Here is a 23,216-nt window from a genome sequence, read left to right as displayed (position 1 = left end):
ACCCTCTGCGGATATTACATGGGTCAGCAGGGAACTGTATCACTTCTTAATTTTGTCATCATAAGCAAGGATATCCGGAAATACAATATGATTAAACTGTACAGAAAACATCATTTCCTTCTTCCTTTGTTTGTTGCCCTTTATTGGATCGCCGGTTGCAGAATGGCGGATCAACAAACGACCGCCGCTGCCGATACCGGCGCATCCGATAAAGCATATACGACCTTCGTACTGTCGGGCGATACCATTAAGGCAAAACGATATGCGGATAGCCTTCAGGCCATGCTGCGCCGTTTTGCGTTGCCGGGAGATAAAACCATCAGTCCCTGGTACTATTATTTCCGGGGCAGCCTGTTCGTACAGGAGAACAAATTTGACAGTGCCTCTCTTTATTTCCGCCAGATATCGCCGGCTCCCCAGCAAACTGAGTTGCAGACACTCAAAGATTACGCTTTGCTTAACCGCGCCGTTAGCAGTTCCAATATTGCCAATGCCGACCTGGTGACCCGTTTGCTGGCAGCGGTAAAAAGAGGAGAACAACACCAGAGTGTGTTTACCTACCGGCTATACGATTTGCTGGCCAAATCCTATTACAATAACCACAATGTTCCGAAGGCTATAGAGTATACCGTACAGTATTATAACCATCATCCGTTTAAGTCGCACCCGATTATCCGTCAGCGTTATTTTGATATTTCGTTTATGCTGTCTGTACAGCAACGGGATACCGCTAGTATGAAAAGGCACCTGGACAGTGCCCGGCAACTGGCCGTGCAGATAGATGACAGCCTCGCACTGGCACGCACCTACGATTATGAAGCGCAGCTATATGCCTACCAGGAAAATTATGGAAAGGCTGTGGTGGCAGCCAAACGTTATTTCAACTATCTGCAAACGCATCAGTTGTTACACAAAACGGCATTCAACAACCTGGCTACTTCCTTTGTGCGCAACCATCAGACGGATTCGGCGATCTATTATTACAAGGCAGCGATCCTATGGGCAGGCGCACAACCGGAGCGCATGAACCTGTTGCCTGAATACCAGGGCCTTCACGAGGCTTATAAACAGAAAGGTGATTATGAGCATGCACTGGATGCTTTACTAACCGCCTTTAACATATATGGCCATAACATGCAAGCCATTGAAGCCTCCAAAATAGAAGAACTGCACACCCAATACCAGACAGAGAAAAAGGATCAGGCCATTGCCGCCCTGCAAATGAATAATGAGCTGAATAAAAAGGTCATTTCACAGCAGCGCTGGATTTTTGTGGCTGTGTGTATCCTGTTAGCCATCATCGCATTTTATATCTACAACGTGTATCGCCAGAAGTTACTCAAAGAAAAAAATGAAAAGCTGGAGATCGAAAACAAACGATTACTGCTGGAACAGAAGACCCGGCAAATGCAGCTGAACCCGCATTTTATCTATAACGCCATTGCCAATATGCAGGGCCTTATCAGCAGTGATAAAAAGCGCGAAGCCAATGCTTACCTGGTTTCGTTCTCCAAGCTGATGCGCAATGTGCTGGAGCTGAACCGTCATGACCTGATTCCACTGGAAGATGAAATCGGTTCCCTGAAAAACTACATCGAATTGCAGCAAATGCGTTTCGAACACGCTTTTGCTTATCAGATAGATACGGAAGATACAGACGTAGACGCTATCCTGATTCCGCCCATGCTGGTACAACCTTTTGTGGAGAACTCCATAGAGCACGGCTTTAAATCGATCGACTATCCCGGTATGCTGACGATTTCGTTCCGCCAGGAGCAAACGCAACTGGTTATCTGCATCGATGATAACGGGGCCGGAGAAAAGGCCAAAACCCATGGTCCGCGGGAGAAAAAATCTTTGTCGCGTATTATCGTACAGGAACGGCTGGACCTCCTGTTCAACAAAGCGAACCGCCAGGCATATTTTGAGGTGGGCCCAAAAACAGGAGAACAAGGATTCCGTGTAGTGATCTATCTACCTTTATTAACCGATTAAAAAAACCAAGTCCCATGACTGTTTATATTCTTGAAGATGAAATCAATATCCTGAAACACCTGATGGCTTTGGTAGATGAGATACCTTATTTGCAGGTAGTGGGCTATGCCGGGGATATCGCCAAAGCACAGACTGAAATACCGGCACTTCAGCCCGAGCTGATACTAGCGGATATTCAACTGAAAGATGGCAACAGTTTCACATTGTTTAGCCGGATTGATGTGTCTTCCAGCCAGATCATATTCATCACCGCCTATGATCAGTATGCCTTGCAGGCACTGAACCTGGGCGCTTTTGCCTATTTGCTGAAACCTATTGAAACAGCAGCGTTAAATGAGGCTACAGACCGTTGTTTCAAAAAAAGCGAACAACAGAAATTTAACCAGCATCAGCTGGAAATAGCCGCCACGCATTATAAAGGTGGCAGCAAACCCCGGCGCATAGCACTCCGGAGTGCGGAGTATACCCAGATTATCGACATTGAAGATATCCTGTATTGCAAAAGTGACCGCGGGTATACCACCTTCTACCTGAAGAACGGCAGTTCCATCCTGGTGTCCAAAGTGTTAAAAGAGTACGAGGCTTTGTTGCCGGAAGAAACATTTGTGCGTTGTCATCAGTCGTACCTCGTGAATGGCAACTATGTGACCCGGTATTACAAAGATGGTTACCTGGAGATCACCAACGGGGAAAAGGTGCCGGTATCCGACCGGAAGAAAGAAGTAGTGCTGGGGTTTATTGACAGGATATAAAAAACGGATATTGGGCCGCCGTCAACAGATGTTGACCCACCTTATGCGAAAATTGATCTGCCTGAAGCGGGAAGCTGACCTTTGTTAACTTTAACATTGAAAGCCGTATTTCAGGAAAAAAAATGATCCCATGAGGCAAATAGCAGGAAAAAGATTCATTGGACTGTTGCTGGCATTGGTGTTGATAGGATGTTACGCCGGTTACGAGTTGTTACTGAAACCAACACTCAATGGATCTACATTGGTTGATAACCCCACCGGTAAGGAAATTACCGTTCAGATTGATCAAAAAAATTATGTTGTACCAGCCCGGTCTTTTATCAAGATAAATTTATCGGAGGGAGTGCATTACATCAGTTGCGAGGCTTTAGGGCTGCAGCAGCAGGAACTTAACCTGGAGTTGACTGCCTATGGGGTAGTGAATCCTTCCCGGTCCAAGTATGTGATTTATAATACCATTCATACAAACAAGGACCTGAGTGCGCGATATAAACCCTACGCTGTAGAAGGCCGCGAAGTATACTCGTTGCTGGGAGAGCCGGAGGTGACGAATGCCCTGTTTATCCCTGACCGTACCCTTGGCAGAGGCAACCTGGACGTACAGGCGCCTTCAGCCCAAAGTTACCAGCAGGTGAATCCGGACTATGCCTATCTCACCCGGATTTTCCGCTTGCCGGATTTTTTTGAATATTGTAGTCAGCATAATTTATGAAAAGCATCTTTTACTTTATCTGTTTAACCATCTTATCCTTTATGAGCGAGGGACTATCTGCACAACAATATGCCGGTATGTATGGCAGCAACCTGGAAGGTATCTGTCTTTTTGAAAATGGCCGGTATGTGCTATACGGCTATGCCACCATGGTGCCGGGAAATTATCATGTAGAAAAGGATAAGATCCGTTTTGAGCCTGATAATGCGTCGACTACTTTTGGCGTCTTCGCCTGCGAAAATAAATCACTGGGAGACAGTGTTCGGATGTGCTTCAAGGGATTTGAACGAGGCGAAACTTTTGTACAGCTGGGAGACAAAAAAATGCAGCGTGTTTTTAACGAAGGTGCGAATTGTTTTGGGTCGCCTTTTGTGTATGAGAGTACGGTAGCGCCTACACGCATTGCGCTATCTTACCAGTATGACGGTGAAGAGGTGAAAATAACGAACAATACAGAGGTGTATACGCCGGAGAAGAAGTACAATGATTTTGTATTGCTATACAATAAACCAGACCGTTATCACGCGCCTTTCCTGGGCATGGTTACCAAAGAAGAGGGAGAGACGGTGCTCCGGGTTTCCCTTACCAGCAGGCTGTGGCCCAAAGTACCGGACAATAAGGATATGGAAGAGCTGAAAGCCGCTTTTGGCGGTAAACCTCAGGAACTGAACGAACTGTACGCTAATCGTCATTATAAGTTGCTGGAAGAAATCGAAAAAGACGAGTATGCCTATGATGCTGTATCGCAACAATACCTTACTCCAGGTACGCAGCGGAATGAAGTGGTTACAGACTACAATGATGTGAGCGCATTGCGGAAATATGTACGTATACTGCCGGTGAAGAGAGAAAATAAGATGTTAGGTGAGAAAGGGTTGTCCTCCATTTTTTATACAGATTGTGGCGACCCGGAAAAATCATATCGCTATAAACCGCTGGAAAAGCCTGCACCGCCACATGACGGGCCACTGCCTACTACTACCACTCCTGTTCCCGGAAGCATAAAATAGTCTAAGATGATTTCATATATAGAAGAAAAAGAATTCAGGTTCCAGGGACTGGACCGCCGGACAGAGATGAGATTGTCGCTGATGGTGATCCCGATTACAGTTGTCCTGGTGGGTGGCGCCTTTATTGGCATGTGGGTGGGGTTTTCCATTAACTTTGACAGGTTACCTGTGAAGTTGATGACTGCCATGATCATTGGTCTTGTACTGCTTATCTACGGATTGGTGGTGAAGCGCGCTCCTCATAAAGAATGGGTGATCCGGGTGGTGAATAACCGGTTGCTGATTACCTTCGGAGACCAGCGTTTTGATATACCGCTGGAGAATCTCCGGCGTATTGAGAATATGGGTCAGCAAGGTTTCCGGTATCTGACCCTGGTTACCAAAGACGGTCAGCAGGTTCGTATACGCGCCGGCGTTACTGCGATGACGCCTTTTTCCAAAGAAGAAGATTTGCACACCGTAGATCAGTTTATCAAATATCTCAAGCCTTATATCGATAAACACTTCAACCAGAAAATACTGAAGAACAAGATTGTGCCCGTTGCCTTCCCCAATTTTGGGGTATATATCGTGAAAAGCGAGACCATTAAATACAGTTTTATTAACAAAATGACACCCGGACAGGTAATCGTCTTCGGCCTGGCACTCGGCTTATTGTTCGTTTTCCTGATGTTGCAGGTGTTGTTTTATTTTATGGATTGATGGAAGATATTTTTTACATCCGGTATTGGCTGGTAGAAAGTCCCAGGTTGAAGTTGATAGCCGGTTTGGTTATTTTTACGCTGTTGTCCGGGTTTTATGCCTTGCGGGTATTTCCTTATGATAGCGTATTAGCCACCTATGGTATTCCCCGGTTGTTCCGCATGCTGCTATTGTTGCTCCCGTTTTGCGCCGCTCTCCTGACATTGATCTGGTACCTGGCCAAGGTGATATATCAATGTGAACAACTGGTGATCACAAAAGATAGCCTGGCGTTTGTACGCCGGGGTTATAAGATGATTTTCCGGAAAGATGATATTACACAGTTTATTATCAGTGAGCAAATGGCTACCGGTATGATTACCAGTTATCTTTTTAATGCAAAAGGCACTACCTATTCCATTTATACGGCAGGTACGGCGATAAGGCATGACTTTGTACATCAGGCATTGGAGCAGTTTTTTGAGTTGGAGAAGTATCAGCCGGTGGTAGAAGAGATGAAGGGAGTGGAGAAAAGGGTGTATGTGTTGAGATAATGCTGTTCTTCCAAAAAATAAAACAAACGATTGAATAATTTTCATTTAATTACTATCTTGGAAATAAGATATCCCTGTTTCTATGAAGTACTTAAAGTTGTTTGTTTTACTACTGACCTATGTCTGTGTCCGCCAGGAAGGTTTAGCACAAGAAAGATACAAAGCCGGAAAAATTATACCGCCAGCTCCTACTTCAGCCGCGCTGGGGGCGTACGGAGAGTTTCCTATCGGATATTTTTCGGGTACTGCTGATATCAATATCCCTTTATATGACATCAAATCCGACAAACTTCAACTTCCTTTAAAGTTACAGTATTCTTCTACCGGTATTAAAGTAGGTGAAAGCGCCAGTTGGGTGGGGCTTGGCTGGTCTTTATTTGCCGGCGGGATTATTACCCGGTCAGTCAGAGGTTTTGATGATTGGAATGGAGAGGGATACTATCTGGCAGCTGCGTTGCCACCGGATAACCCCTCTTCTTCGGACCAACCATACCTGAGCAGTATCAATCAAGGGTACCGTGACGGGGAGCCTGATATGATTTCCTATAATTTTGCCGGATATTCCGGCAGGTTTTCAATAGGGAAAAAGAATGATGGTTCATTGGTGTATATGGATGAGCCGAACAACCTTCAGGTTGAAATAGTGTTGAACAATGGCTGGCGTATTACAGACGGGAATGGAATAAGATATTGCTTTACCACCAAGGATGTAGCACAGGACTATTATTTAGGTATGACCAGCCAGGAAATAAGTGACAATGCACCGCTAAGTGATTTTACCATCAGCGGTAAGCCGTTTGTTACTACTGCCTGGCATCTTGATTCTATTATTAACCCTGGTGTTGATACCATCATTTTGTCTTATCAGTTAAATGGATCGGTGTTAAGTCTTATTAATAAGTCGGAGAAATCGTTTGACCTCACAGAGGTAAGGGCCGGTAGTACTGGTATTCCACCCGCACACTATTTTACTTATAGTGCAAACAGGCAGGTCACTAATGAAATGACCCTAAAAGCCATTTCTTTCAGGCAGGGGACAGTTGAATTCAGTACGGCACCACGGGAAGATCTGGATTATGTGAGTAACAAACCTGGCAGATTATCTGACATTGTTGTCAAAAACAGAGATAACCGGATTATAAAACGGTTTCAGTTGTACCAGGACTATTTTGGAACGGGTACTGAAAGAAGATTGAGGTTGGATTCTATTGTAGAGATAGGAGGAGGAACCACCGGAAGAATACCTCATAAGTTCAGTTATTTCGGAGGTACGCTTCCTCCCAGATACTCCAAAAGTATTGATGGCTGGGGATATTTTAATAATGCCAATAATACCTTTTTAGTACCTGCCATTACTGTTTTTCCCAATACAGGATCGCCGAAATTTTTAGCGGGTGGTAACAGGCTTTCCAATACGAATGATGTGGAAATGAAAGCAGGCCTGCTTTTTTCCATTACTTATCCAACGGGAGGAAAGACGGAATTTGATTATGAGCTTAATTCCTATTCAAACCTGCATGGGGACGAGAAGTATGTAAAGACCCGGGTCAATGAGGTTGCGCAGGCTGGTTCCGGCTTTACGCCTGATCGGGGAAGGATCAATTTTACGATCCCGGTTACAGATACGCCCACAGCACGTATATCTTTCAGTCATACGAAGGTCGATCCTGATGCGCCGGATCTTATGAATGAAAACTTACAGTCGGTGTATGCTTATTTGTACAAAGGTACAAATGTTGTTGCCTCTTACTCTAACTGGGATGAAGACCGTCCTTATTATGAAGAGGTATTACTTCCTGGTAGTTATGCTATTTACGCCCGTTACATACAGGGATACTGGACCAGTATGTATATTTCCTATGAAGCGAGGGTGCCTATTACAGAGAGAAAAGGCGGTGGAGTAAGAATTAAATCGATCATCAATTATGAAGGCGGTAAAAAAGTTGCTGCGCGGAAGTTCCTGTATACAGATGGAGGAGTAAGCTCGGGGACACAAATAGTGACACCTAAATTTGATTATAGCCTGGATTTGTACCATACGGCTGATGGAGGGATGCTACCATATGATGTGACCTATACGGTAAGGGAGTCCAATTCTATCGTACAGGGTGCAGGAGGCCCGATTGTAGGATATAGCAAAGTGACGGAGCTGCTGGGTGAAAATGGAGAGAATGGCAAAACAGAATACCGGTACAGTGCTTCGGAGGACGCCTATACGCATCCATATATTCCGACTATGCATAACGCCCTTAATGGCAAACTGTTGTCCAAACAGGTATATGATGCGGCAGGGAAACCTGTCAGCAAAACTACCTATGAATATAGTATGAATAATCAGACCTGGTTGCGTGGCGTGAAACTGTATACATTTGATCCTTTGCCTACCAGTAATCAGAATCCTGCATTGTATGGCGTGTTTTACAGAAATACATCCTCATGGTTTGTGCCGTCCAGAGAAGTCAATACTATTTATGATGTAAATGGTAACCAGTCCACTACCACCAAAACATTTACCTATGGAAACATTGCACATAAGGAAATGACCAGGATGGAAACTGGTAAAAGCGACGGCAGGACACTGATCACAAAATACATGTACCCGGACGACTATCCGCAGGCGGGTGCGGGCTCATTTGTTGGAGAGATGAAGAACAGGCATATGATTTCTCCGGTGATCGAAGAACAGACGCTGATTGCTGATAATACCACTAAAAATCTTACGGGAGGCAAGTTTACTTCGTATAAATTGTTGAGCAATGGTTCTTATGCGCCGGCAGCGGTGTATATGCTTGAAAATGCTGCACCATTAGCTGATACAAGTGCATCTACTATTACGGGCAATAGTTTGCCGGTACTCCATTCCGCTTACGTACCAGAGGCATATTTTGATAACTATGATATGGCAGGTAATCTGAAAGATTTCCATAAACCCAATAATATGACGGGTTCCTATCTATGGAATTATAGGGCTGGTTATCCGATAGCGCAGATAGATAATGCTAATGCTGCGGAGGTGGCCTATACCTCTTTTGAGGCCGATGCAGATGGGAACTGGGTGGTGCCTTCTGATGCGAGAAATGCTACCGGGGGACTCACCGGAGATAAATCGTATAATTTATCCAATGGCGCCATTTCTTCCCCTGGCCTGTCAGCCGGAAGGGCTTATCTGCTTTCTTACTGGAGCCAGAATGGCGCGTGCTCGTTGCAGGGAGCTGCCGTGGTTAAAACAACAACCGGGAAAAATATCAGGGGATATACCTATTATCAACATCTGGTTACAATCGGCGCAGCTGGTGTTGTGACTGTTTCTGGTAATAATACCATCGATGAACTTCGCCTGTATCCCGCAGATGCTCAGATGCGTACTTATACCTATATTCCTTTGACGGGTATATCCAGTCAGTGTGACCAGAATAATCAGTTGCTCTTTTATGAGTATGACAACATGAACAGGTTGAGACTGATCAAAGATCAGGATGGGAAAATCCTGAAGATGATCTGTTATGATTATTATGGCCAACCTGAGAATTGTAGCGGGTTGTGATTTTTCGAATGAAATAAGACTATCATCCTATATCAATCTCTATATATGCGTTTATCCGTGTTACCCAAGGTGTTTTTTTCGATAGTAAGCTTGTTACTGATCACCCAGTGGAGCTGGTCGCAGAATGTTCCCGTTGCTCCGGCGTTACCAACGAAACCGGATGCGGTTCCCGGTGCATACGTCAATCCTACTGTTAATGCTATCCGTACCTGGAGCCCTGCGAGGCCTTTTACAGATCCGGCTTCGGTTATCAGTAGTACAGATGTAAAAGAGGTGCCGCAGTCAATACAATATTTCGACGGGCTGGGGCGGCCTTTGCAGACAGTTGTCAAAGGTGGCAGCGGTGGCGGTAACGACCTGGTACAGCCCACTGTATATGACGATTTTGGGAGGGAGCAGTTTAAATACCTGCCTTATGCAAGTGGTACCAAAGATGGTAAGTTTAAAATGGACCCTTTTAATGAGCAGAAGGCTTTTTATGAGAGCGAGGCTTTGAATCCCGGTGCAAAAGGAGAGAAGATATACTATACACAAACTGATTTTGAAGCATCTCCCTTAAACAGGGTGCTGAATACGTATGCGCCGGGTAACAGCTGGTCTAAAACGGGGGCCAGTCACCCTATTCAGCAAGCATATCTCTTTAATACCATCAGTGATTCTGTGAGAATATGGAAAATGTCTGGCAACATGCCGGTTACCTCGGCCATATATAATGCAGGTGAACTTAATAAGCAGGTGGTGACAGATGAAGCCGGAAACCAGGTGCAGGAGTACAAGGATAAAGAGGGCAGGACTGTATTAAAAAGAGTACAGTTGGCCGACTCCCCTGGCGCGGCACATATGGGTTGGCTTTCTACCTATTATGTTTTTGACGACCTGAATGTTCTTCGGTTTGTTATACCTCCGCTGGCTGTGGAGAAAATAACCAGTTCCTGGGATGTGACTACCGTAGCGGCAGATTTATGTTTCCAGTATCGTTATGATGGTCGTGGGCGCATGGTAATGAAAAAAATCCCGGGTGCTGATTCCACTGAAATGGTGTATGATGTGCGGGACCGGTTAGTATTTACCAGGGATGGGAATATGCGTCCTCCTTTCGGCAATAGCTGGTTGGTGACTTTTTATGACGCGCTGAACAGGCCTGTGGAAACGGCTTTGTATAACTCCGGTGCATCCAGAGAAGCACTACAGACGGGGATGAACAATGCCTTGTCCGGTGGCAGCGTGTCTTATCAATTCCCGGTAGTGGCGAACCTGGTGGTTAGAACCGATGACCGAAGCCAATACATTGCTTCCAACAGTATAACGCTGGAAGATGGTTATGTGACACCCTTAAATGAAGACAGGGATTTCTATCTGGATGCCAATGGCGGTGGGAATGTTATAATAACCGCCACCAACCCTTTACCTGGAATTGCGTCGCAGGACCTGACCCCGCTTACCTATTCTTTTTTTGATGATTATAGTTATACCGGAGCGCACGCACGGGTAGATGATTTTAGGGAGCTGGATAAAGGAGATAATAGTTACCCGGATATACCGGCGGGTGTAAGTACCCAAACGCAGGGATTGCCTACCGGCAGTAAAGTACGGGTGCTGGGAACAGACCAATGGCTGACAGCCACTACCTATTATGATGATAAAGGCAGGCCTATACAGGTTATCAGCGATAATGTTACTGGTGGCAAAGATGTAACGACAACCTTGTATGATTTCAGCGGCCGGGTAATCAGTACTTTTACCCGTCAAACCAACCATCATAGTAATCTGACACCACAAACAACCATCCTGGCAAAGATGAGTTATGATGCCGCTGGTAGGGTTGTTAGTGTGAAAACCAGGGTTAACGGTAACGATAATCCGGAGAAAACGATTGCCGCCAGCGACTATGACGAACTCGGGCAGCTGAAAACCAAGGTATTGGGAGTGCAGACTCCAAGCCAGGCAATAGAGCAGCTGGATTATGAATACAATATCCGCGGATGGCTTAGCAGTATTAATAAAGGTTATCTGAATAACGGCAGTAACGTTTCGCATTTCGGACAGGAAATGAGTTACGATGTAGGTTTTACCGGTAAGTATTTTAATGGCAATATCGCCGGGATACGCTGGAAAGGCTGGAACGATCCCAAACAGAGGGCCTACGGATTTGATTATGATCGCGCCTCCCGCCTTACCCAGGCAGATTTTAATCAACAAAACACAGCTAACGGTCCATGGCTAAAGGATCAGATGAACTTTTCCGTGGAGGAAGTGACGTATGACGTTAACGGCAATATTACCCGGCTGACACAACGGGGAATGGACGGCACCAGGAACGTATTATTGGATAAGCTGACATATAGCTACGCACCCAATAGTAATAAGCTAACCGCTGTGAAGGATGATAGTCCGGAGCCAGCGCCGTTAGGCGATTTTAAGGATGGTAATAAAAACGGGGATGATTATACCTACGATCGCAACGGAAACCTTAACAAAGACCTTAATAAATCTATTTCAGCGATCACTTATAATCATCTTAATCTTCCTGTACTGATCACGATGGATAATAAAGGAAGTATTCTTTATCAGTACGATGCTGCGGGAAACAAGCTGAAAAAGGTGGTAACGGATAATACACTCGCTCAGCCGAGGGTTGTTACAACTACCTATATCAACGGAGCCGTTTATCAGAATGATACCCTTCAGTTTATAGGTCACAACGAAGGACGTATCAGGTGGGTTTACAAAACAGGTACAGCGCCCGCCTATTTTTATGACTATTTCGTGAAAGATCACCTGGGTAATGTTCGCATGGTGCTCACAGAGCAAAGTGACTTATCCGTATATACTGCCACTATGGAGGCTGCGACCTCAGCAAAAGAAGTGGCTTTGTTTAGTAATATAGACGATACACGTGCTGCTAAACCTGCCGGCTATCCGGCTGATGAAAGCAAAGAAAAAAATGAGTATGTGGCCAAACTGAATGCCAAATCAGGAGGAAAGAAAATAGGCCCCTCTATTGTGTTGCGTGTGATGGCCGGGGATACCATTCAGATCGGCACCAAAGCATTTTATAAATCACAGGGCCCCCAGGAGAAAAAATCAGCCAGCGTGCCGGCAGAAAGTATGCTGGTGGACCTGGTACAGGCATTTGGTGGTAAATCGGGCGCAACACCTTCTCATGGAGAAGCGATGGCAAATAATCAGACCCCCTTTAATGCCAATTTCTATAATAATGACTACCAACGGATGAAGGAAAAAGATCCGGATCAGCATAGGGCCGATAAACCGAAAGCCTATCTTAATTTTGCTTTGTTTGACGATCAGTTTAAACTGGTGGAAGATAACAGCGGTGTAAAACAGGTAAAAAACGAACCTGATCAGTTACAGACGTTGGCGGTCGACAAAATGGTCATGAAACAAGCCGGATTTCTGTATATTTATACGAGTAATGAAACGCCTCAGGACGTATTCTTTGATAACCTGGTTGTAACACAGGCAACAGGAAAGGTACTGGAAGAGACGCATTATTATCCGTATGGGTTAACGATGGCGGGGATAAGTTCGAATGCGTTGATGGGAAAGAATTATCCGGAGAACAGATTGAAGTACAACGGGAAGGAGTTGCAGAGCAAGGAATTTGGAGATGGTAGCGGATTGGAATGGTATGACTATGGGGCGAGGATGTATGACGCGCAGATAGGAAGGTGGCATGTGATAGACCCATTAGCGGATAAATATACATCATCCACACCATACAACTATACATTTAACAACCCGGTCCTGTTTACAGATCCGGATGGGCGTGATGGGATGGTGACCAGAACCAATGGGAATGGTACAAAGAAAAATCCAAATGTTGTAACAATCAAAGCCAATTATTACTATAGGAATGGAAACTTAAGCAGTGCGCAAAAAGACGCCTTAAATAATGCAGTGGCCGACTTTAATTCAACAACTCAAACTTCCGGGAAGTCAAGTGATGGAACATATACTGTTACAAAGTTCGAAATAACGGCTCGGGGGTTTGATACTGATGAACAAGTAAATGCAGCGGTTGCCGGAGATACATATACGAATGAGATGGGAGGAACAAGTGGATATGGGAATAAGATTGTTGCAATAGACAATGAAACCGGAAATAATGCACTTGGATCTGATGTTAGAGGGTCGAGGGCTTCAGGTGGTTCCAAGGAAATACAAGTCTATAACGATAATATAAAAAAAGCAACAGATCAGGGTCTTTCTGGTACTGAGATTCTAAGAAGCATGTTTAGACATGAAATTGGACATAACATGGGAGGAGAGCATGGAGATCCTGGGCCAATGGGAAGTGGGCATATTCAGATGGGTTTTAGGCCGAAATTGGGTAGTATTGGCATCCAGGAGCCTTATGTGGAGAGGGTTAATGTAACCAGTAAATTTTTACCTACACTTATTAATAGAATTCAAAGCCCGGTGGGGCCAATAATGTTGCATTACAGAAATTAATAGCAATGAAATCAATATGTTTTTTTTTACTAGCGACGCTATTGACAATTAGTCATAGGATTTACGCGCAAGACACTCAATTTGCAAGTAAAGTTAATCGGAGTAATGTTGATTCATTGGTGCGATTGGAAGGTTATTACATAAAAAAGATTGAGAAGATGAAAGTTCTCGATATGGAGCAAAACAGGAAAAACCGATTGACCGGAAAACCTTTTAAAATAGCCATTGATACGAAAACTGAAGATTTCTTTTTTCCTGCTAATGCCAGTGAGGAGGATTTGGATCGGGTACTTAATGGTTTATCGCACAAGAATCACCAGGCAATTTATCTTTATTGTTCTAGTGCGAATTATTCGATATTTAATGCCCAGTTTCTAAATGAAACCGAAAAGGTAAGCAGAGATACTTGTCCCGGATTGAAGTCTATCAAATATTACATATTGAATAAATCAGACAGGTATTGTTATCAGGTATTTTACATATCTGGTAAATGGATAAAAGGTTTGGCAATCACAGCGGTACAAAAGAATGTATTTCGGGATAAACTGGTGTATATCAAAGATACCTCCTCACCAGTCAGCGTTTTTCTGTTGAATAAGATTTTGGACTTACGAGAAGTACAAGGTGAGCCGCTGACATTATGGCGACAAGTTCCTGGTATATTTGATTAAGGGAAAGAATATGTTTTTTTATATAACGTGTATCCGTTAGGGAGAAGAACTGTAAACAATTATATGAAGTACTGGTTGTTGCTGATTGCCTTCATCTGTTGTATGTTGATAACGCTTACCGACGGTGTCAGCCAAGCTCCTGTAAAACGAAAGCCTTTTAAAGCGTTCATTGACAGTCTTACGAACACGACAGGTCTTCGCTTCGATAACAAAAAGCCGGCGAAAGTAAAGATAGATACGATATTTGCCAACGGCCAATACCAGATTGTCCGTAATAATGGACTGGTGAAGCAGTATTATAAATTAAAAGATAAGTCAACCAACGTTACTGATCTGGATAACTGTAATAGTTTTCTGGGAATAGGTAAAAAGGTATTTTTAAAAGATACGATGAGGTGTTGGACGCGGTTTGAATATGATGCACACAGTTCTTTTTCCTACAACAGTGCTTCTTTTATTACGGGAATGGCGGAGCCGGCTGATGATTGTTCCGGAAGTTTATGCAGGGTTTACACATATGCTGTAATTGCAAAGTTCGGCGCGGATACGAGCGTTCAATACTTATCATACACAGACAATATAACAGGGCTAAGGTATGGTGATATTAACCATGACGGATGGCTGGATTTCCTGGATATTCAGCAGGGAATGGACCTGGACGCCATGAGAGCAATCCGGAAAAAAGGTGGAAAGTATAAGAACCTGGAATGCGATAATAGTGCCTGCTATAGAATTCGTGCTATCACGTATCGGCGTGGAAAATGGGAAGCGCTGAGAGATAAGGAAGGAAAAGCGTTGTATTGGTTGGTGAAATTGGATACCCCCTATGAACAGAAGAGTACATTTGAGGTGATACTTTCAAACGGGCCATACAAATGGTAAATCCGGAGAGTTGCGAACCCGCTGTTCTATTTGATTATAATTATAACAACAGCAGGGCAAAAAGCGCAATAGGTTAAGACCTGCACCCGGATTTCTCCGCCGCAGGCTGCCGACGTTCTGCCATCTAAACTATCCGGTTGCCCGGAGCAGGACTCGAACCTGCATCTCCCGCCTGGATCGAAGTAACCCATTACTACGGCACCTGCTGTTGTTATAAAATTATCAGGGTAACAAATATGATAGGAGGAGTTTCAGTTTGGAGTTGAAGTAGCCCATCATGACGACACCTGATAAAGATGTTTCAACATAACAACGGGGCAATAGCACTAACGGGCTTGTTTCTGCTGTTTACCACTTACTATTCCGGGATCTGCTCACCGGAAGCAGGATTCGAACCTGCGGTTTCAGACTGTAGAGAAGTAACCGTTATATACGGCACCTGTTGTTATGTTGTTGATATAGTTGCCCGGACAGGATTCGAACCTGTATTTCCATCGCTGGACAGTATGGCTGTAAATACGCTTCCCTACTGGCATGTAAGCGGTCGGTGCACTGTAAACTCTGATCATGGCGGGGCATACCCGGCACGATATATTCCATACACTCCACGGTGACTATAATTTTACCGTAGCTTTTCCTTTTAAGCTACCGGGCCGTTTACAGCGCGCCCTTTTTGACGCGCTGTTTTTTCAGGTAGTTAACAAAACCGGATGAATATTACAGGGTTATGTTATGGATGTGCGCCAGGGCGGACTGGCCGTTTTCAATGGCTTCCATCACTTCAAATATTTTGTCGCTCCAGCCGCTGATGAGGTATACATCCTTTTGATGTAATGTCACCGGTGTTGTACCTAATCCTTGCAGGTCAAAGAGATACAATTTGGCGTTGGGCGCTATTTTTTTGTATTGGTACCAATGTTGTGCAAAGGTGTCTTGTGTGTTGTTGCTGTTCCACAACTGGCAGTCGGTGAACATCATGACCTTGTCTGCGACATAGTGTCGCCGGATCAGGTCAGCCAGTACCAGGTATCCGTTGGTGGAGTAACCTACTTCCCCTGCTCTTCGGTAGAATGCGTCTACGTTGGAGAGGATGCTGTCCCCGGGTAGTGCCACTGTTTTCCAGGTGTCTCCGAACAACCCGCTGATCACGTGTTGGCATTTGTGCTGCAGTATCATTCCCAGCATCAGACCAATGTCGTAGCCCATGATTTTGCTTTTGGGTGACACGGGGAACTGCATGGACCCTGACACGTCGCAGGCGATGACTACACGGGTGTTGGCGTCAAAACCTTTCAGGTGTTGCACGCTGGTTTTAACAGCGGTTTCCAGGGCCTGCATCAGTTGACCGGTAAGTCCGTGCACGACTCCCTTCAGCTCGCGGTAGGCCGCCAGGTAGCGGAAAGGCAACTGTTTGGAATGCTGCACTGCGGTGGCATTGGTCAGGTGTTCACATACCATCCTGATATAGGTGGCGCCGACATCGTTTTGCAGCAGGTTGCGCAGGTTACGCATGGTAGCCATGTATCCCAGCTGGTTGCTGAGGATCAGGTCTTCCCAGGCCTGACGCATAGCCGCCTGTTTTTGCGTTTCGGACGAATAGGACTGCTGCCCCACGGCAGACAAAGATGTTTCCCAGGTGTACGGAACAGACAAGGTGTTGTTCACAATTTTATTGAACAGTTCCTGTTGTGTTTCGTCTTTCGCTTTAGGGTGTACCAGGAACAAGGCGTCTTTCAGCGTGATGGCTGTTTTACGGTTGTATTTGGCGAACTGGTATTCATCAAAATGGTTGAAGGCCTGGGCCAACCCTTTTTGTACCTGTTTGCTCAGCTTATGCAGCTTTTTTACCCGGGTGCGTTCGTTGGCCAGCGTATAGTAGGCCAGCATTTCTGTGATTTCATCCGCCCGTTGTATTACACGCGCTACTGTTTTTCCTACGAGTGCATTACCGCTGAAACGTTGGGCCATTTCCACGGCCAATACCATGGGAACGCTGCGCATATACATTTTTTCGCGGGCATACACCGCCAGCCGGGCTATAAAAGCAGGGTCGTTCTGGTCCATCAGCCGGCGGATACGAGCCAATCTCTCACCGGTCCCTTCATAGAACTGGTCATTCAGAGAGGCTGTCACTACGCTGGTGTACAGTTCCAGCTCCGGCGTTATCCTGTAAGCCGGCCCGCCTGCATGATTGGTTACCTTTTGGGTGCCTTGGGTGAAAAGATTGAATTTCATATCATTTTGTATTACTGTGTGATTGATGATACAAAGATGTTCCTATATGTGCGCAGTCTTTTTGCGCAGGTCTATTTTTTATTTATTTTTATTGAAATTTTTTGTCGATGCCTGTTAACCGTAACGCTTTAATAAGATATAAAACCATTGACACCTGCCTTCGGAACCGCCGCCGGCGCTGGACTTTGCAGAACCTGATCGACAAAGTATCGGATGCCCTTTATGACTATGAAGGCATGGAAAAAGGAATCAGCCGCCGCACCATACAGGCGGATATCCAAATGATGCGCAGTGATAAGTTGGGATATAACGCCCCGATCATCATCGTGGAAAAAAAATACTATACCTATGAAGATGCGGACTATAGCATTACCAATATTCCCTTGAGTGAGCATGATCTCACCCGTATGACAGAAGCAGTGGAGGTACTGAAACAATTCAAGGGTTTTTCTCATTTCCAGCATTTGAATGAGGTGGTGCAGAAACTGGAAGGGCACGTATACGCCTCTGCGCATGATCAGCGCACTATCATTGATTTTGAAAAAAATGAACACCTGCGGGGACTGTCGCACCTGGGAATGATTTATGATGCGATTGTCCGGGAGCAGACGTTATCAGTGAAGTATCAGTCGTTTCGCGCTAAAGCTGCCAGTACCATGCATTTTCATGCCTGGTGGCTGAAAGAGTTTAAAAACCGCTGGTTTGTGGTGGGTACCAGAAACCAATTCCCTGCGGTAACAACCCTGGCGCTGGACAGGATACTGGAATTAAAAATCGATGAGACCGAGCCGTACCGTCCTAACCTGGACGGGCACACGCCGGAAACCTATTATGAGCATGTGATTGGTCCTACCGTTGGTAATGGGAGGCCCATGAAAGTGACCATCCTGGTTACGCCGGAACATGCCCCCTACGTGCTGACCAAACCGCTGCATCATAGCCAGGAGGTAGTGTCTGAAGGAGCGGAAGGCACCATCGTTACTATTAAGGTGGAGCACAATTTTGAGCTGGAAAGGGAAATTCTCGGGTTTGGGGAGGCGATGAAGGTGCTGGGACCGGAGAAGTTGCGTGCTACGATAGCGTGGCGGTTAAAACATGCTGCGGAAAAATATCAGAAGGATAAGGAAGGCTGATCCTAAGATCAGCCTTCCCATATGTTAGTTTTTATACACCCTCACATAATCCACTTCCATCACCCCTTTGGTAAAGGCCGGATCAATGGCGCCACCAAAAGTGCCTCCCACTGCGAAATTGAGCAGGATAAAAAAGTCGTGGTTGAAAGGCAGTCCGGCTGCGTTGTTAAAAGTAAAGTACAGTTTATCATCTACATACCAGCGGAGTTGTTTGGGCGACCAGTCCAGGGTATACTTATGGAACGCACCGGTTTCGTTGGCTACCATGGTCGTACCGCCGTCGCCGTTAGCGCCGGCATGGTCCGGATGATGTACGGTTCCATATATTTTCTGTGGCTCGTTGCCTTTATGCTCCATGATATCTATCTCTCCGCAGGCGGGCCATCCGGCAGTGGCGATGTTGCTGCCCAGCATCCAGATGGCGGGCCAGGTACCGCCGCCTACCGGCAGTTTGGCACTGACTTCTACCCGGCCATAGGTGAAATTGAACTTCCCTTTCGTGAGCATACGGGCTGACGTATAATCTTTTCCGTTATAACTTTCCTTTTGCGCTATGATTTTAAGCGTACCATCAGATACCGAAACATTCTGTTGACGGTCGGTGTAGTACTGTGCTTCTGCATTGCCCCAGCCGTTATCGCCGGTACCGATGTCATAGCCCCATTTTTTCGGGTCGGGTGCACCATCCTGGTTAAATTCATCAGACCACAGGAGTTTGGTAGACACCGGAACTACAACAGATACCGATTGAGAGGTAGTAAGGCCATCAGCGCTTTTAGCAGTGACCTGCACCTTGTAGGTATTGGCTCCCGGCGTATTGTAGGTATAACTCGTACTACCGTTGGCGGTAGTTCTGATATAGCCGTTACCGAAGTCGTAGTCATAACTCACCGCATGGTCGGCGACGGCTGTGAAGGTGACCGTGCCGCTACTATCGGTACTGACAACGGTATTGACCGTCAGGTTTTGCGGCGCTACTTTTTCTGCCGGTTTGTTGTCGTTTGATTTGCCACAGGCGCTGAGGCTGACCAGCAGCACCATCATCATTCCAGTTACATGTTTCATAAGCTATTGAATTGCGATTAGTTTTACATACCATGCCCCCGGGTCCTGCACACAGCGCAGTGTCATATGGGTATCCGTTCTTTCCAGTACCTGGTATTTATGTACGCCAAGGTAAAGGCCAAGGTGGCCTTTTACTGCGAAGGTGATAAATTCCTGGGTAGCGTTGCCATCATATCCGAACGTTTCCGTATAGTCGGCAGCTTTAGGACCGGTGAGCGTATAATCGCCGGTACCACTCAGGGAAGGGTCGAAGTCTTTCAGGTATTCTTTTTTGCCAAACAGGTCGTTGTTGGTAGTGTGGGTAAATACGTTGTCTTTCACGTTAAACGTGTATACGTCGTCGTAAATACCGAGACCGGCTTTGTCATTTGGCGGAGCGGCCCACCAGGCGGGTGTAAACACATCGGCAGCAGATACGCCGAGGTGACCGGGTTCATCTTTATCTACCCGCCATTTTTTGGTACCGTTATTTGTCAGCATACGCACCAGTTCGGGATCGGGTGTATAAGCGCGGTATATCTCTGCTTCTACAGTAGTGCTGCTGGTGATACCGGCGCTTCCGGAAGCCATCACGGTGATGGTGAGTTTTTTAGTGCCGGTAAAATCGTAGGTATAGCTGAAAGTATTGACAGTGCCGAATTTGGCTGGTTTGCCATCGCCGAAATCCACTTTGTAGTTATACGCGTGTTCGGCGCTGATGCTGAGCTGTATGGTACCGGAGCCGTCACCATTGGGATGGGTGGCGTCTTTCCCGGTGATGGTGAGGGTTACCACCGGTTTGCCGGGTGTGGCGAGGTCCCGCATTTTATAATCGTCTTTGCCGCAGCTGCCGGCGAAGAGCAGGACTGCCAGGAGCAGGAACGTTTGTTTTATAGTGTGGATCATACGTGTGCGCAATTAGTTGGTTAATATGATATCATCGAACAGGATGGTATAATTGAGGCTGCCATCGCCCTGGGTACCGTTGTCCAGGAAGAACAGGATATTTTGCAGTTTCTTGCTGTTATCGGTGATTTTACCGCTGAAGTCGAAGGTGAGTTCCTCCCAGGTATTGGCTTGGGTGGTAACGGCTTCGGTACTTTCCTGGAATGAATTATCACCGGTTCTTTCCAGCTGTAGCGTAATGCGCAGGCCGGGGCGCCAGGAATAGATTTTTACCTTGAATTTTTTATTGCTGGTAAAATCTATCGGGTTGCTCATGATGATATAGTTACCAGCCCAGGTCTCACCTTTGGGCTTCACCATTTTACCGACGGTGGCGCTGGTATTGATACCGCCGGGATAGGGGTTGGCAATGACGGAGGTAATGTTACCGCCAAAATCGCCCCAGGCGTAGTTGACAGTAGGTGATTCAAACGTCATGGGCAATACGAGTGCATCGTAAATGGTGACTGTTTGCGTAGCGGCAGTGATGGCAGCGCCTCCGCTTTGGGCCTCCACTTTTAGCTGATATTTACCGGCTTTGGCGTAGGTATGTGTAACATGGGCACCTTCAGCGATTAACACGGGTACTTCATTGTCCGCATCGCCGAAGTACACTTTGTATCCTCCTGTAGCGTACAGTGCGGTGGCGGACACGGTAAGATCATGTACGTTCGCGCTGGCCGTAACGGAGAGGCTTTCAGGTGCCCGGAATGTTACAACAAGTTGTTTGGTGATCTCTGTTTTAAGACCGGTGATACCGGAAGCCACTACTTTCACCGGGTAGGTACCTTCCTTATAAATATGGGAGGTTTGTTTACCGGGGAGTACGGTGACCGGGTCTTTGGTGGCATCTCCAAAATAAATATCGTAAGCCGTAGCGCCGGCGCTGTTGGGCGTAATGGTTACCAGGCCGGAGTTATCGTTCGTGATTTTAAAGCTGATAGCTTCGTCGGTAGGGGCGGTACCTGTTTTCAGGAAGTCCGTATCGTCGAAGTGATCTTTGGTGCAGCTGCTGCCCAAAGTAATGAGCAGCAGGAGCGGTATATAAATCAGTTTGTTCATGCTGTTGGATTTTGGCTGTTAATAACCAGGGTTCTGTTTCAGTTGGGAGATATCTATCTCCCGCTGTGGGATAGGGAACAGTTCATGTTTACCTGCTTTGAAGCCACTGATAACGGTTGCGGCGCGGCCGGTACGTACCAGGTCGAAGAAGCGGTCGCCTTCCATGGCGAGTTCGAGGCGGCGTTCGTCCCAGATGGCTTGTTTGAGTGTGTTACCGGATGCCGTTACATCGTGCAGGTTATCGCGGAAAGCGCGGCGGCGTACACGGTTCAGGTAGTCGCGGGCTTTGGCATCGTTGGGTGAAGTAGCGCGGTTGTTGGCTTCTGCCGCTAACAGCAGTACTTCCGCAAAACGAATCGTGCGGTAGTTGTTGAGATAATTCAGTTCAATCTGACCGCTGGTTTCACCTTTACGCGGGAGGTATTTCTGGTTATACAGACCGGTGTTTTTGTAGGGCGCCACCTGATATTTAATCGTGAATTCAGGATGAGCGGTGCTGTAGGCTTCTATATCCAATACTGTTACATTTTTACGCTGATCGCCGGCTGCATAGGCTTTGGCCAGCTCCTGTGTAGGCAGGTTGGTACTCCATCCCGGTGCATAGGGACTGGAGCCGGTGAGACCACGGATACCGCATTGTTGTACAGCATAGTTGCCCTGGCCACGGGTGGCAGCGCCCCAGTTGTAATAGGGAAAGAGGTTGGAGTATTGGATCTCAAATACCGATTCGATACCGTTTTCACCACCTTGTAAAAAGATGTCTCCGAAATTGCTGACCAGGTTGAAAGGTCCGTTTACTACATTTTCGAGTACGGTTGCCGCAGCGTCGAATTTGTTTTCGTAGATCAGCACTTTTCCCAACAGTGCTTGTGCTGCATATTTTGTGACGCGTCCAGGCTGGGAATTGGATGGCGGTAACACGACGATGGCTGCATTCAGGTCTTTTTCTATCTGTGCGTACACATCGGCCTGTGGTGATCTTTGCAGGGTTTTGGAATCGGAGAGGATCAATCTTCTTTCAAAAAACAAGGGTACATCTCCAAAAAATTTCACCAGGGTAAAATAATAATACGCACGGAGGAAATATATTTCTCCATAAAGCGCCTCTTTACCGGTGAAATCAATGGTTTTACCGGACAGCGTTTTGTCTTTGTATTGGGTGAGATAATTCGCGCGGTTGATGCCCTCGTAGGCGGATTTCCATAGCTCGGTGAGATAATCGTTGGTGGGGGTATGGGTGTAATCATCTATCTGCTGCAGGCCCAGTACATCCGATGCATTTTCTCCACCGGTAACGGCGTTGTCGGAAGCAATGTCGCCAATAGGAACCGCCTGATTGAGCCATTGTAGGGGAGAATACACGCTCACCACCATGGTTTTATAATCGTCCGCTGTTTGCAGGTAGTCTTTTTCGGTTACCAGAAAATCTTCGTGTGCATCATAGTCTACCCACTTCTTGCAGGAAGAAAGGAGCATCACAACGATGAGTAGTCCGGTTATATGGAGTACGTTTTTCATGTTGT

At 46.1% G+C, this 23,216-nt stretch carries 16 protein-coding genes; 11 read left to right on the top strand and 5 right to left on the bottom strand.

The features are described 5' to 3' along the window. Positions 1-87: 87 nt before the first annotated feature. The 10 genes from ICL07_RS09600 (at position 88) to ICL07_RS09555 (ending at position 15,274) form a co-directional block, all read left to right on the top strand. Positions 88-1,995 (top strand): tetratricopeptide repeat-containing sensor histidine kinase, encoded by a 1,908-nt coding sequence (locus ICL07_RS09600; protein ID WP_188087691.1) that lies wholly within the window; start codon positions 88-90, stop codon positions 1,993-1,995. 14 nt (positions 1,996-2,009) lie between these two features. Then, positions 2,010-2,747, top strand: a complete 738-nt coding sequence (locus ICL07_RS09595; RefSeq protein WP_188087690.1) for a LytR/AlgR family response regulator transcription factor — start codon at positions 2,010-2,012, stop codon at positions 2,745-2,747. Between the two features lie 130 nt (positions 2,748-2,877). Continuing rightward, a complete protein-coding gene (locus ICL07_RS09590; RefSeq protein ID WP_188087689.1) occupies positions 2,878-3,459 on the top strand; it encodes a hypothetical protein in 582 nt (193 codons plus the stop codon). Between the two features lie 41 nt (positions 3,460-3,500). Next, positions 3,501-4,469 carry a hypothetical protein gene (locus tag ICL07_RS09585; RefSeq protein WP_188087688.1) on the top strand — a complete coding sequence of 323 codons (969 nt, stop codon included), beginning with the start codon at positions 3,501-3,503 and terminating at the stop codon, positions 4,467-4,469. A 6-nt stretch (positions 4,470-4,475) separates the two neighbouring features. Next, positions 4,476-5,171 carry a hypothetical protein gene (locus ICL07_RS09580; protein ID WP_188087687.1) on the top strand — a complete coding sequence of 232 codons (696 nt, stop codon included), beginning with the start codon at positions 4,476-4,478 and terminating at the stop codon, positions 5,169-5,171. Next, positions 5,171-5,704, top strand: a complete 534-nt coding sequence (locus ICL07_RS09575) for a hypothetical protein (protein ID WP_188087686.1) — start codon at positions 5,171-5,173, stop codon at positions 5,702-5,704. The genes ICL07_RS09580 and ICL07_RS09575 overlap by 1 nt, the downstream gene beginning before the upstream one ends. A gap of 82 nt (positions 5,705-5,786) precedes the next feature. Continuing rightward, entirely contained in the window at positions 5,787-9,248 is a 3,462-nt protein-coding gene (locus ICL07_RS09570) for a hypothetical protein (protein WP_188087685.1), read from the top strand. 45 nt (positions 9,249-9,293) lie between these two features. Further along, a complete protein-coding gene (locus tag ICL07_RS09565) occupies positions 9,294-13,721 on the top strand; it encodes a DUF6443 domain-containing protein (protein WP_223151792.1) in 4,428 nt (1,475 codons plus the stop codon). Between the two features lie 158 nt (positions 13,722-13,879). Then, a complete protein-coding gene (locus ICL07_RS09560) occupies positions 13,880-14,392 on the top strand; it encodes a hypothetical protein (protein ID WP_188087684.1) in 513 nt (170 codons plus the stop codon). 63 nt (positions 14,393-14,455) lie between these two features. Next, positions 14,456-15,274 (top strand): hypothetical protein, encoded by an 819-nt coding sequence (locus ICL07_RS09555; protein ID WP_188087683.1) that lies wholly within the window; start codon positions 14,456-14,458, stop codon positions 15,272-15,274. A gap of 717 nt (positions 15,275-15,991) precedes the next feature. Here ICL07_RS09555 and ICL07_RS09550 read toward each other — a convergent pair. After that, positions 15,992-17,509, bottom strand: coding sequence for a TROVE domain-containing protein (locus tag ICL07_RS09550; RefSeq protein WP_188087682.1), 1,518 nt, complete (start codon positions 17,507-17,509; stop codon positions 15,992-15,994). 107 nt (positions 17,510-17,616) lie between these two features. Here ICL07_RS09550 and ICL07_RS09545 point away from each other — a divergent pair, with 107 nt between their 5' ends. After that, the gene (locus tag ICL07_RS09545; RefSeq protein ID WP_188087681.1) at positions 17,617-18,642 is read left to right on the top strand and encodes a helix-turn-helix transcriptional regulator; all 1,026 of its coding nucleotides are present in this window, start codon (positions 17,617-17,619) and stop codon (positions 18,640-18,642) included. A 24-nt stretch (positions 18,643-18,666) separates the two neighbouring features. On the opposite strand, the gene ICL07_RS09540 is transcribed toward ICL07_RS09545, so the two are convergent. From ICL07_RS09540 to ICL07_RS09525, 4 genes are read right to left on the bottom strand one after another with little or no spacing between them, the layout of a single operon-like run. Beyond that, positions 18,667-19,707: a family 16 glycosylhydrolase gene (locus tag ICL07_RS09540; RefSeq protein ID WP_188087680.1), complete on the bottom strand. Its 1,041-nt coding sequence runs from the start codon at positions 19,705-19,707 to the stop codon at positions 18,667-18,669. Positions 19,708-19,710: 3 nt separating this feature from the next. Then, the gene (locus tag ICL07_RS09535) at positions 19,711-20,592 is read right to left on the bottom strand and encodes a PKD domain-containing protein (protein WP_188087679.1); all 882 of its coding nucleotides are present in this window, start codon (positions 20,590-20,592) and stop codon (positions 19,711-19,713) included. Positions 20,593-20,604: 12 nt separating this feature from the next. After that, positions 20,605-21,693 carry a PKD domain-containing protein gene (locus ICL07_RS09530; protein ID WP_188087678.1) on the bottom strand — a complete coding sequence of 363 codons (1,089 nt, stop codon included), beginning with the start codon at positions 21,691-21,693 and terminating at the stop codon, positions 20,605-20,607. A gap of 18 nt (positions 21,694-21,711) precedes the next feature. Continuing rightward, positions 21,712-23,211, bottom strand: coding sequence for a RagB/SusD family nutrient uptake outer membrane protein (locus tag ICL07_RS09525; protein ID WP_188087677.1), 1,500 nt, complete (start codon positions 23,209-23,211; stop codon positions 21,712-21,714). Positions 23,212-23,216: the final 5 nt, after the last annotated feature.

It is taken from the genome of Chitinophaga qingshengii, assembly GCF_014529935.1.
Classification (GTDB): Bacteria; Bacteroidota; Bacteroidia; order Chitinophagales; family Chitinophagaceae; genus Chitinophaga; species Chitinophaga qingshengii.
The sequence above is the reverse complement of the archived record's forward strand: the minus strand, read 5'-3'. Positions and strand labels throughout refer to the sequence as shown.